Genomic DNA, 12,221 nt, shown 5'->3' on the forward strand with positions numbered 1-12,221 from the left:
AATGTGCGCCCGGCCCCACGATTGTTGGGCCGGGCCGATATACTGAGCCTTGGTTTCGCCCCGCCACGGGGCCGCTCAGGGATATCGACCATGCAATGGATGTTCATGTTGATCGGGCTTTTGCTCGGCTGGCTGCTCGACGAGTCGTTCAGCGATGCGCTGTTGGGCGCGTTACTGGGGCTTGCCATCGGACAGGCGATGCGCATCGCGCGGCTCGGTTCACAGGCTGCCGAGCAACAGCGTCAGCTGGATCACGCGAAGATCGCGTTGCAGGGCGTCGAACAGCGTCTGTTTCTGCTGGAGGGCGCTCCGGCACATTCGCCGGCACCGGCGAGTGTCGCACCGGCCAGCGAAACGGTCGTTGAGCCTGTCACGGTATTTGAACAACCCTCTGGCGCAGAACCCGAGCTGATCTGGGAGCTGCCACCCGAACTCGAACCTGTCGCCGTCGCCGCCAGCGAAGCTGAACAGCCGCTGCCGGTCGATGCCTGGCGCCCGGAGCCCGTTACCCGCGAACCACAATCGCCTGCCGAACCTCGTGGCCCGAATCTTATCGAGCGCGGCATCAGCGCTGCGCGCAACTGGCTGTTCGGTGGCAATACCGTGCTGCGGGTCGGTGTGGTGCTGTTGTTCTTCGGTCTGGCCTTCCTGCTGCGTTACGCCACCGAAGGCATGGTGGTGCCGATCGAAATGCGTTACGCCGGGGTCGCAGCGGCGGCGCTGGGATTGCTGGCGCTGGGCTGGTGGTTGCGCCATCGCAACAACAGCTACGCCTTGATGCTGCAAGGTACCGGGATTGCGGTGTTGTACCTGACGGTGTTTGCGGCGATGCGTCTGCACCCGCTGCTTGATCCGTCTGCTGCGCTGGGATTGCTGGTGGCAGTGACGGTGTTTTCGGCCATTTTGGCGATCACTCAGGATTCCCTTGCCCTGGCCTGCGTCGCCGCGCTGGGCGGTTTCGCTGCGCCGATCCTGACTTCCACCGGCGCCGGTAACCATGTGGCGCTGTTCAGTTATTTCGCGCTGCTCAACGCCGGCATTCTGGCCATCGCCTGGTTCAAGGCCTGGCGCCTGCTCAACCTGATCGGCTTCATTGGCACCTTCGGCATCGGTTTCGCCTGGGGCCTGCGTTCGTACACGCCGGAACTGCTGTGGAGCACCGAGCCGTTCCTGATTCTGTTCTTCCTGATGTACCTGGCCATCGGCCTGCTGTTCGCCCGGCGCAAGCTGCTGGACATGCCGGACGCCCCGGCAGAAAGCGATCGTGAGGCGCTGCTGCACTGGTCGGCGCGCAAGGGTGACTACGTCGACGGCACGATGCTGTTCGGTCCGCCGCTGGTGGGTTTCGGACTGCAATTCGCATTGATCCAGCATCTGGAATTCGCCGCCGCGTTCAGCGCATTGGCGCTGGGCATGATTTACATGACCCTCGCCCGGGTGCTGATGGGCGGCCGGGCGTTGCTGCTGGGCGAGACTTGTCTGGCGCTCGGGGTGATCTTCGCCAGTCTGGCGATTCCGCTGGGGCTGGATGCGCGCTGGACTTCCGCCGCGTGGGCGGTGGAGGGCGCGGGAATTTTCTGGCTGGGCTTGCGTCAGCAACGACCGTTGGCCCGGGCCTTCGCATTGCTGCTGCAACTGGGTTCGGCGCTGGCGTTTCTCAGCCAGTTACGTGTCGGTGAAAGCAGCCTGCTCGACGGTGCGCCGTTGGGCGCGTTGATGCTGGGCATTGCGCTGTTGTTCAGTTTCTATCAATTGCGTAAAACCCCGGCGGAGCACACCTCGGCATGGGAGCGCCAAGGCCTGCCGGTTTTGGCGAGTCTCGGTCTGACTTTTCTCTATCTGTTGGCGCCGCTGTTTTTCTTCGTCCAGTTCACGGCGATCAGTTGGGCCCTGGCCGGACTGGTGACCTTGTTCGTTGGCTTGCGCCTGCAATCGCGTACATTCCTGTTCACCGCGTTTGCCGTGCAACTGCTCGGCGGGGTGTTGTTCCTGCTGCGCCTGCAAGGAGCAGGCGAGGATTCGGCGGCCGTGTTCAGCGCTGGCTGGAGCGGTTTGCTCAGCGCCTCTCTGATTGGTCTGGCGTTGATCGCCGGCATGCTGCTGGCGGCGCGTGACGAAATGGTGCGCAGCGATGTGCGGCTGTTGCGCGGTTTGTCGGTGGTGCTGCTGGCGGGGCTGGTGCTGGTCAATCTGGCGGTGTTGTTCGTGCTGCCGTGGCAAACCGCGAGTGCGGTGTGGGCGGCCAGTGGCTTGCTGATCATCTGGCTCAGTCTGTACCTCAGGCAGCGCGTGAGTTTTGTCTTCGGTCTGTTGTTGCAACTGATCGGCGGCGCGGCGTTCTTGCTGGCCGGTCCCGAGCTGCTCGGGCCGCTGTCCAGCGAAAGTCTGCGGCCACTGGCCCATGGCGGTTTCTGGACGCCGCTGGTGCTGGGGCTGGCGGCGATGATCGGGGCGTGGCGCCTGCAACTGGGCAATCACGCTTCGGCTTTCGATGTGCTGAGTTTGCAGCGGTTGTCCGAAGTGTTGCTGGTGTGGGGCGCCGGTTGGTGGGCGCTGGCGTGGGTTAGTGAAGTGCTGCGGTTTGCGCCGCTGAATGTGCAGGCGACGCTGTTGCTGCTGGTCGCCGCGCTGAGCGTCGTGTTGTGGACGCTGTTGGCCTCGCGCCTGAAATGGCCGTCTCTCGGTCTGCTCTGCACCCTGCTGATGCCAGCGGCCGGTTTGGTGTTGCTCGCCGCGTGGCATTCGCGTTATCACCCGGCGGCGAATTTCGGCTGGCTGGCGTGGGCGGCGGTGTTCGTCGTGCATTTCATCAGCCTGCGGCGTCTGGCGCCCATGCTGCCGGCGCGGGCCTTGAGCACGGCGCATGTACTCGGTTGCTGGCTGCTGATCGGCGTGCTGGCGCTGGAATTGCGTTACGGCCTGCTGCTGTTGTCCGAGCAATACAACGCCTGGCGCTGGCTGGGCTGGGCGATTCTGCCAAGCGTGTATCTGTTGCTGATGGCCGCGCCGCGCAACTGGCCATGGCCGGTGGCGGCGTTCCCTCGTGAGTACCGTTTGTACGCGGCGGCGCCGCTGGCGGTGCTGATGCTGGTCTGGTTCTGGCTGACCAATGGCGTCAGCGATGGCAACGCCGAACCGCTGCCTTATGTGCCGCTGCTCAACCCGCTGGAATTGGGTCTGCTGTTTGCGTTGTTCGGTGTTTACGTCTGGTCGCGCAGCGCTGTTGCCGAGCTGTCGATCCGCCAGGATTACGCGGCTTACGCCACGCAACTGATTGCCGGTGTTTCGCTGTTCGCCTTCTGCACCGCGCTGGTCACCCGCGCCGCGCACCATTGGGCGGGGATTCCGTTCGAGCTGGATCTGCTGCTCGAATCGATGCTGGTGCAGGCCGGGTTGTCGATCGTCTGGACGCTGATGGCGCTGGGGCTGATGATCGGCGGGCACCTGCGCCATCGCCGCGAAGTGTGGCTGATCGGCGCGGCGCTGATTGCGCTGGTGGTGGCCAAACTGATTTTTGTCGAATTGAGCAACCGTGGCGGACTGGCCCGGATCGTCTCGTTCATCGGCGTCGGCGTGTTGCTGCTGGTGGTGGGCTACTTTGCGCCGCTGCCGCCCAAACGCGCCGAAGCTGCACCGGCGGCGGACAAACCGGCCCCGGAAACCGAAGGAGTGTCGTCTTGAGTCGCAAGCTTAATCTCGGTTGGCTGTTGCTGGGGGTGGCCATGACGGCCGGCGCCCAGGAAAAACCGGCGGACTTCGCCGCGCAGGTGCCGTTGTCGGTCAGTGGCGCAGGCCCGTGGTATCGCCTCGAACTGCCGCTGAGCGTGCAGTTGCAGGCACGTCAGACCGATCTCAGCGATCTGCGGGTGTTCAATGCCGCCGGAGAGCCGCAGGCCTATGCCCTGGCCCGGGAATCAGCACAGACCCGCGACGACGGCCAGTTACATGACGTGAAGTGGTTCCCGCTGTACAACTCGGCGGATGCGACCGAGCGCGCGCCGAGCGTTCGCGTGCAATCCACCACCACCGGCACGCTAGTGGAAGTGCAGCCGTCCAGCCAGCTCGAAGCCGGTGAAGAAGTGCTGCGTGGCTGGCTGCTCGACGCCAGTGCGATCAAGGCGCCGTTGCAGCAATTGATCCTCGACTGGACCAGCGAGCGCGACGGCTTCCAGCGTTTCAGCATCGAGGCCAGCGACGACTTGCAGCACTGGCAAGCCTGGGGCGAAGGCCAGGTCGCGCGCCTGACCTTTGCCGACGAACGGGTCGAGCAACATGAAGTGGCGCTGCCGGGGCAATCGGCGCGGTATCTGCGTCTGCTGTGGGATTCCCCGGCCTCGGCGCCGGAGCTGACGTCGGCACAACTGAAAAGCAGCGACCCGCGCCACCTGCCGCTGCCATTGGTCTGGTCGCCGGCGCTGGCGGGCAGCAGCGGCAAAGCCGGGGAATACACCTGGCAGTTGCCGATGGGGCTGAACATCGAGCGGGTGCAGGTCGAACTGAAGCAGGCCAACAGTCTGGCGCCGGTGACGTTGTCGGGACGTCGCGAAAGCAGTCTGCCGTGGCAACCGCTGAGCAGCGGTCTGCTCTATCGCCTGACCCAGAATGGCCAGGACGTGCTGCAGAACGAATTGCAGCTTTACGGCCAGACCGTGCAGCAGTTGAAGCTCACGGTCGACGAACGCGGCGGCGGCCTCGGCGAACAGGCACCGAGCTTGAAATATGCGGTGCGCGCCACGCAGGTGATCTTCCTTGCCCGTGGTGAAGGGCCGTACAGCCTGGCGCTGGGCAATCCGACCGTGAAGACGGCGAACCTGCCGCTGACCACGCTGATTCCCGATTTCAAACCGGAGAAACTGGCCACGCTGGGCAAGGCCGCGGTGCAGGGCGAAGCGCTGGCGACCCAGACTTCGACGGCCACTGCAGCAGCGACCAGCCACACCAACTGGAAGAAATTCGGCCTGTGGGCGGTGTTGTTGCTCAGCGTGCTGTTTCTGGCGGCGATGGCCTTCAGTCTGCTGCGCAAGCCACCGGCCAAATCCTGAATATGACGGGTGTGGTCGCTACACCCGTCGGGTTTCCAACTACGCTGAATCCGGTGCCTGAACTCTCCAGGTCCGATCACGTCTGATAGCAGGAATTGCACTCGACGCACGTTACCGGGCGTCATTGCTCGCTACGGTTTCAGACTCCCTGTAAACTGCGCGGGTTTTTAGCCCCCCATTCCACCGGAGCCGTCCATGTCCCGCGTTACCCTGAGTCGCTATTTGATTGAGCAGACCCGCAGCAACAACACTCCTGCCGATCTGCGTTTCCTGATCGAAGTGGTGGCGCGCGCCTGTAAGGAAATCAGCCACGCCGTGTCCAAAGGCGCCCTGGGCGGCGTTCTGGGCAGCATGGGCACGGAAAACGTGCAAGGCGAAGTGCAGAAGAAGCTCGACGTGCTGTCGAACGAAATCCTGCTCGAAGCCAACGAGTGGGGCGGTCACCTGGCCGGCATGGCATCCGAAGAAATGGACAACGCCTACCAGATCCCGGGCAAATACCCGAAAGGCGCCTACCTGCTGGTATTCGACCCGCTGGACGGTTCGTCGAACATCGACATCAACGCCCCGGTCGGCACCATCTTCTCGGTACTGCGTTGCCCGAACGAATACCTGAGCCAGAACGAAGCCCTGAACGAAAAGGCCTTCCTGCAGCCAGGTACCCAGCAGGTCGCGGCCGGTTACGCGATCTACGGTCCGCAAACCATGTTGATCCTGACCCTGGGCAACGGCGTGAAGGGCTTCACCCTGGACCGCGAAATGGGCAGCTTCGTCCTGACCCACGAAGACATCACCATTCCTGAAAGCACCCAGGAATTCGCCATCAACATGTCCAACCAGCGTCACTGGGAAGCTCCGGTACAGCGCTACGTTTCCGAACTGCTGGCCGGTGAAGAAGGCCCGCTGAAAAAGAACTACAACATGCGTTGGGTCGCGGCGATGGTGGCCGACGTGCACCGCATCCTGACCCGTGGCGGTCTGTTCATGTACCCACGCGACAGCCGCGAGCCGTCCAAGCCGGGCAAGCTGCGCCTGATGTACGAAGCCAACCCGATGTCTTTCCTGGTGGAACAGGCAGGCGGCGCTTCCACCGACGGCCACCAGCGCATTCTCGACATCAAGCCTGAAGGCCTGCACCAGCGCGTAGCGGTGTTCCTCGGCTCGAAAGAAGAAGTCGCCCGCGCCACGGCTTACCACAAGGAATAAACCATGACCGCGCCCTGGCAGCCGTTGCTCGATTGGTGGTTCGGTCATGCCGAATCAGCCACTGAAGTTTCGGCGCAACAGGGCAAGTTGTGGTTTGGCAAGAAAGACAGCCAGGACCTCGAAGCGCGTGAGCGTTTCGGGGTCTTTGTCGATCAGGCCCTCGCTGGCGGATTGACCGAGTGGACGCAACGTCCCGAAGGTTGGCTGGCAGTGGTGCTGTTGCTCGACCAACTCCCGCGCATGATCTTTCGCGATACGCCCAAGGCTTTTTCCGGTGATCTACGGGCCCAGAAGCTGGTTGCTCAGGGGATTGCTGCAGACTTCGATCGGCAGTTGAAACCGATCCAGCGACTCTTCATCTACCTTGTCTTCGAACACTGCGAAAACCTCGCGGTGCAGAATGAAGCCGTCTCGCGATTCATCGAACTGGTGGCAGAACAGCCGGAGGCGGAGCGCGGGGTGTTTGCCGACAACCTGGATTATGCCGAGCGGCATCAGAAGGTGATTGCCCGGTTTGGCCGGTTTCCGCATCGCAATGCGGTGTTGGGGCGGGAGTCTACGGTGGAGGAGTTGGAGTTTCTTTCGCAGCCGGGGTCGAGTTTCTGAGCTGCATCAGACTCAGGGATTGCCTTGAAGCAAACGCTTCATCAAGAGTGCAGGCAGGTTTTTTCTCGTATCGGCGATGATATGGATATAAATAGTCTGCTCTCGGACTTCATAAATAATGCGATTCAAACCAGAGATGACTTGCCGATATTGACCAAGGTTCAGTCTTTCTAATTCTTCGGGAATGGATCCTGAATAGGGTAAGGATGCGAGACTGCGAATAGCGACCTTCAAGCTGGCATAAGTGCTATGCCAGGTTTGAGGTGAGAACTGTTTGATGAGGTAGGTGCGAAGATCTTTGAGATCTGTTTCGGCGGACTGAAGAATAACGACCTTCAAACTCATTGGGGGTCGATCCTGTCCAGCTCTGCGAAAACGTCTTCAACGTCCCTGTACTTGCCTTCCTCAATTTCTCGATTTCCCATGGCAAGCAGTTTGAGCAGAGCCATTGTTTCTTCCTGCTCTTCAAAACTCTTGACGTCCATGACTACAAGCTTCGCTTCACCGTTCTGGGTTATCACCAGCGGCTCACGGCTTTCGCTAATCGTTTTGACGATTTCGGCGGTATGGCTTTTCAGGTAACTGATGGGTTTGATCTGGGATGAAAGCTTCACGGGCTGCGCCTCGCTCAGTGGACTAGGACCGAGTTTAGTCTTAATTCAGTCCTGAGTCAGGCCGAGGTGACAAGCGTGTTGTTCAGTCTTCGCGGGTTTACGCGCGAAGACAGCTTCGGACGCCTTAGATCCGGAAACTACCCACCAACTGCTTCAACCGCGCAGCCTGCTGCTCCAGATCCGCACAAGCGCGCAACGTCGCCTGCAAATTCTCGACCCCTTCCTGGTTCAGCGTGTTGATCTCGTTGATGTCGACGTTGATCGACTCGACCACCGCCGTCTGCTCTTCGGTCGCGGTCGCCACCGACTGGTTCATGCCGTCGATTTCGCCGATGCGCTGGGTCACGCTGCCCAGGCGTTCGCCGGCCTGGTTGGCGATGCCGACGCTGCTTTCGCTCTCGCGCTGGCTCTCGGTCATGATGCCGACCGCCTGACGCGCGCCGACTTGCAGTTCTTCGATCATGTTCTGCACTTGCTGCGCCGAATCCTGAGTACGGTGCGCCAGGTTGCGGACTTCGTCGGCCACCACGGCGAAACCACGACCGGCTTCACCGGCACGGGCTGCTTCAATGGCCGCGTTGAGCGCCAGCAGGTTGGTCTGCTGGGAGATGCTGGTGATCACTTCCAGAATCTGCCCGATGTTCACGGTGTTGCTGTTCAGGGTTTCGATGTTGCCGCATGAGTCGCTGATCTTCGCCGACAGTTGCTGCATCGCGTGGATGGTTTTATCCACCACCTGCTGGCCGTCTTCGGCCAGGCTGCGGGCGTCGCTGGAGTGTTGCGAGGCGAGGGCGGCGTTCTGGGCGATTTCCTGGGCGGCGGCGCCGAGCTGGTTGATCGCGGCGGCCACGCTGTTGGTGCGCGAGGCCTGCTGGTCGGAGTTGAACATCGACGAGTTGGACGCGGCGACTACGCGCAGTGCGACTTCGTTGACTTGCCCGGTGGCCGATGACACTTCGCGGATCGAGGTGTGAATGCGCTCGACGAAACGGTTGAACGACAAGCCCAGCGCACCGAATTCATCGTGGCCGTGGATGATCAGGCGTTTGGTCAGGTCGCCTTCGCCTTCGGCGATGTCATGCATGGCGCGGCCCATGGTCAGCAGCGGCTGCATCAACACACGGATCAGCATGCCGAGCAGGGCGATGATGATCACCACGGCGATGACCATGGCGATCAGCGCCGAGGTACGGAATTCGCTGAGCATCGAGAACGCGGTGTCCTTGTCCAGCACCAGCGCCACGTACCAGTCGGCCGACGGTACGCCGTTGACGTGGGTGAAGGAGATCAGTTGGGTCTTGCCGTCGAACTCGACTTCCTTCAGGCCCGGGCTGACTTTCGGCGCACCGTTGGGATAGGCCTCGGCCAGAGTCTTGAGCACCAGTTTGCTGTCCGGGTGGATCAGGATCTTGCCGTCGGCACTGACGATGAACGCGTGACCGTGGCCGCCGAAGTTCAGTGAGTTGATGATCGCGCTGACACTCGACAGATCAATGTCGGCGCCGGCCACACCGATCATCTGGCCCTGGCGCTGCACCGGCGTGGCCACGGTGATCACCAGTTTGCCCGACGAGGCGGCGATGTACGGTTCGGTGACGATGGTCTGTTGCGCAGCATTGGCTGCCTTGTACCAGCCACGGGCGCGCGGGTCGTAATCCGGCGCACGGTTGCCGGCCGGGACCGAGAACATCACGCCGTCGGCGCCGCCAAAGTAACTGAGTTGGAAATTGCCGGTGTAGGAGGGCAGGTCGATGATGCGTTTCAGGCTGGCCGGGGCGTTGCCGTCGGCGACGACCTGTTGCGCCATCGATTGCAGCAACTGGATGCGGCTTTCCAGCCAGGTCTGGATGTTGCTGGTGGTCAGACTGCCCAGTTCCTGCATCGACGCTTCGGTGCTGCTTTGCAGGGCTTCGCGCTGGCGATAGTCGTTGAACAAAATGAAACAGGCGAATGCAACGGCCACCACGAGGGCGGCAGCCAACAAGATCTTGTGGCTGAATTTCATGTTTCTGGTCATTAAGGGAGCTACCGCGAAGGGGCTGGTCAAGAAAGGGCGGCAATTTGCCACACTCTGGGGCTTTGCGCTGCTCTTATTTCGACCGCCGCGCGCCAAAGATTAGGCGCCTTTTGCGAAAGGCGACGAAATGCTCAACAGCTTTACAAACTGTCTGATTTATCGGCGAAAGCCGGACGAGCGGGTTAACAAATAGCCGGCCTGCCAGGGAACCAGACAGGGGTTTTCTCTTCTAAGCTTCTGGTTGGCGCCATGCCATCCCCCTTCCGCTCCAGGAGTTACACCATGTCGCTGCGATCTATCGCCCTGCTGTCGTTTTGCGTGCTGTTGGCTGCATGCAGCAAGGTCAATCAGGAAAACTATTCGAAGCTCTCGGCCGGCATGGCCAAGGCTGAAGTCGAGACGCTGCTCGGCAAGCCCACCGATTGCTCGGGCGCGCTCGGCATGTCCAGTTGCACCTGGGGCGACAAGAACAGCTTTATCAGCGTGCAGTACGCCGGTGACAAAGTGCTGATGTTTTCCGGCCAAGGCCTGAAGTAAACCGGGGCTCCGCGCCCACGGGAGAAAAACAATGAAGCGGTTATTGCTTGTCCTTTTGGCCGGCCTGGTATTGGCCGGCTGCGCCACGTCCGGTGAAGATCCGCTGGCGCCGAAGACGGTCAACAGTGTCAATCTCAAGCGTTACCAGGGCACCTGGTACGAACTGGCGCGTCTGCCGATGTATTTCCAGCGCAATTGCGCACAATCCGAAGCCCGATATTCCCTCAAGCCCGACGGCAATGTCGCGGTGTACAACCGCTGCCTGACGGCGGACTGGACGTGGGAAGAAGTCAAAGGCACGGCTTATCCACAGGTGCCGGGCAAGACCGACAAGTTGTGGGTCGAGTTCGATACCTGGTTCTCGCGTCTGATTCCGGGTGTGGCGAAGGGTCAGTACTGGGTGCTGTACGTCAGCGATGACTACAAGACCGCTCTCGTCGGCGACCCGAGTCGCCGCTATCTGTGGCTGTTGTCGCGCACGCCGACCGTCAACGGTGTAGTGCGTGAGGAACTGTTGAGCAAGGCGCGCCAGCAGGGTTACGACACCACGCGCCTGATCTGGCGTACGTCGGATCAGCAGATGGCCAAGACGTCCAACTGACTTCTCCTGTTCTGATCGTTCCCACGCTCCGCGTGGGAATGCCTCAATGGACGCTCTGCGTCCGCTTTTGGGACGCGGAGCGTCCCGGGCTGCATTCCCACGCAGAGCGTGGGAACGATCAGTAACAGAAGTTTGTGTCAGCCCAAAAGCTCTCGCAGGACCTGGGTAAAGGCGCGATTGCTGTCCTCCTCCTCGGCATGTCGCCCCTCGCGCACGACCCACTGACCGTTGACCAGCACATCGCGTACCTGACGATCGCCACCGGCAAACAGCCAGCGATTGAGAATCCCGTCACCACTGGCCGTGGCCAGATACGGATCGTTGCCATCGAGTACGATCCAGTCGGCACGCTTGCCGACTTCCAGCGCACCGATCGGTTGGCCCAGCGCCTGAGCGCCACCGTCGAGCGCCGCGTCATACAGCGTGCGCCCGACCATCGGCTGATCCGCGCCATACAAGCGATTGCGCCGCTGATCGCGCAGACGCTGGCCGTATTCCAGCCAGCGCAATTCTTCCACCACGCTCAATGACACATGACTGTCTGAGCCGATGCCCATGCGCCCGCCCTGCGTGAGGAAATCCACCGCCGGGAAAATACCGTCGCCGAGGTTGGCCTCGGTAGTCAGGCACAGACCGGCGATGGCGCGGCTCCTGGCCATCAGCGTGACTTCTTCCGGATTGGCGTGGGTCGCGTGCACCAGGCACCAGCGCTGATCGACTTCGGTGTTTTCATACAGCCATTGCAGCGGGCGGCGACCGCTCCAGCTTAGGCAGTCGTCCACTTCTTTCTGTTGTTCGGCAATGTGGATGTGCACCGGGCATTGCTTGTCGCTGGCTGCCAGCACTTCGCTGATCTGCTGCGGGGTGACCGCGCGCAAAGAGTGGAAGCACAGGCCCAGCGACTGCGCCTTTTGCTGCGCGAGCAGGGGTTGCAGGCGCGATTGCAGTTTCAGGTAGTTTTCGGTGCTGTTGATGAAACGGCGCTGACCTTCGTTCGGCGTCTGGCCGCCAAAACCGCTGTGGCTGTAGAGCACAGGCAGCAATGTCAGGCCGATGCCGGCGGCACTGGCCGCCTGGCTGATGCGCAATGCCAGCTCGGCCGGGTCGGCGTACGGCTGGCCGTTGTTATCGTGGTGGACGTAATGGAATTCGGCGACCGAGGTGTAACCGGCCTTGAGCATTTCGATGTACAGCTGGCGGGCAATCACCCCGAGCTGGTCGGGGCTGATTTTTCCGACGAGCCGGTACATCAGATCGCGCCAGGTCCAGAAACTGTCGTTGGGGTTGCCGGCCACTTCCGCCAGTCCCGCCATCGCTCGCTGGAACGCGTGGGAGTGCAGATTCGGCATCCCCGGCAGCAGCGGACCGCTCAGCCGTTGGGCGCCATCTGCGGTGGAATCGGCCTGGATTCGGGTCAACACGCCATCGGCGCTGACCTCGAGACGTACATTGTTGGCCCATCCGTTAGGCAGCAGCGCGCGTTCGGCAAAGAAGGCGGACATGGTTCGGCACCCCATCGTGTGTTATTTGTATATACATATACAGACGTTTGCCTGCCCGGTAAACTCCGGCAAGCTAGCAACTTTCATCCAATGAAC

General features: G+C 61.6%; 10 protein-coding genes and 1 pseudogene. 6 read left to right on the forward strand and 5 right to left on the reverse strand.

Features of this window, described 5'->3' with window-relative positions; translation table 11 throughout:
- The first annotated feature begins 90 nt into the window (after positions 1-90).
- From I5961_RS01740 to I5961_RS01755, 4 genes are all read left to right on the forward strand, one after another.
- Positions 91-3,681, forward strand: a complete 3,591-nt coding sequence (locus tag I5961_RS01740; RefSeq protein ID WP_227234156.1) for a DUF2339 domain-containing protein — start codon at positions 91-93, stop codon at positions 3,679-3,681.
- Positions 3,678-5,042 carry a DUF3999 domain-containing protein gene (locus I5961_RS01745; RefSeq protein ID WP_227234158.1) on the forward strand — a complete coding sequence of 455 codons (1,365 nt, stop codon included), beginning with the start codon at positions 3,678-3,680 and terminating at the stop codon, positions 5,040-5,042. Before I5961_RS01740 ends, I5961_RS01745 begins: the two co-directional genes overlap by 4 nt.
- Positions 5,043-5,237: 195 nt before the next feature.
- Positions 5,238-6,248 (forward strand): class 1 fructose-bisphosphatase, encoded by a 1,011-nt coding sequence (locus I5961_RS01750; RefSeq protein WP_085698074.1) that lies wholly within the window; start codon positions 5,238-5,240, stop codon positions 6,246-6,248.
- Positions 6,249-6,251: 3 nt separating this feature from the next.
- A complete protein-coding gene (locus I5961_RS01755; RefSeq protein ID WP_227234159.1) occupies positions 6,252-6,854 on the forward strand; it encodes a DUF924 family protein in 603 nt (200 codons plus the stop codon).
- A 12-nt stretch (positions 6,855-6,866) separates the two neighbouring features.
- Here the strand turns inward: I5961_RS01755 and I5961_RS01760 are convergent, their stop codons facing one another.
- The 4 genes and pseudogenes from I5961_RS01760 to I5961_RS28730 all read right to left on the reverse strand — a co-directional run.
- Positions 6,867-7,199 carry a type II toxin-antitoxin system RelE/ParE family toxin gene (locus I5961_RS01760; RefSeq protein WP_227234161.1) on the reverse strand — a complete coding sequence of 111 codons (333 nt, stop codon included), beginning with the start codon at positions 7,197-7,199 and terminating at the stop codon, positions 6,867-6,869.
- Positions 7,196-7,468 (reverse strand): type II toxin-antitoxin system Phd/YefM family antitoxin, encoded by a 273-nt coding sequence (locus I5961_RS01765; RefSeq protein WP_039764708.1) that lies wholly within the window; start codon positions 7,466-7,468, stop codon positions 7,196-7,198. The genes I5961_RS01760 and I5961_RS01765 overlap by 4 nt, the downstream gene beginning before the upstream one ends.
- 124 nt (positions 7,469-7,592) lie before the next feature.
- Positions 7,593-8,357: a methyl-accepting chemotaxis protein gene (locus tag I5961_RS28725; RefSeq protein ID WP_371917923.1), complete on the reverse strand. Its 765-nt coding sequence runs from the start codon at positions 8,355-8,357 to the stop codon at positions 7,593-7,595.
- Between the two features lie 93 nt (positions 8,358-8,450).
- A pseudogene (locus I5961_RS28730) lies at positions 8,451-9,485 on the reverse strand (cache domain-containing sensor histidine kinase); the annotation flags it as partial.
- A gap of 282 nt (positions 9,486-9,767) precedes the next feature.
- On the opposite strand from I5961_RS28730, the gene I5961_RS01775 reads away from it, so the two are divergent.
- Both I5961_RS01775 and I5961_RS01780 read left to right on the forward strand, forming a co-directional pair.
- Positions 9,768-10,022, forward strand: coding sequence for a hypothetical protein (locus I5961_RS01775; RefSeq protein WP_007952486.1), 255 nt, complete (start codon positions 9,768-9,770; stop codon positions 10,020-10,022).
- Between the two features lie 31 nt (positions 10,023-10,053).
- Complete coding sequence (locus I5961_RS01780) at positions 10,054-10,623, forward strand: lipocalin family protein (protein ID WP_085702695.1); 570 nt, start codon at positions 10,054-10,056, stop codon at positions 10,621-10,623.
- 137 nt (positions 10,624-10,760) lie between these two features.
- Here I5961_RS01780 and I5961_RS01785 read toward each other — a convergent pair whose 3' ends face one another.
- The gene (locus I5961_RS01785) at positions 10,761-12,125 is read right to left on the reverse strand and encodes a formimidoylglutamate deiminase (RefSeq protein ID WP_227234164.1); all 1,365 of its coding nucleotides are present in this window, start codon (positions 12,123-12,125) and stop codon (positions 10,761-10,763) included.
- Positions 12,126-12,221: the final 96 nt, after the last annotated feature.

The sequence above is a fragment of the Pseudomonas sp. IAC-BECa141 genome, from assembly GCF_020544405.1.
In the GTDB taxonomy this organism is placed as follows: domain Bacteria; phylum Pseudomonadota; class Gammaproteobacteria; order Pseudomonadales; family Pseudomonadaceae; genus Aquipseudomonas.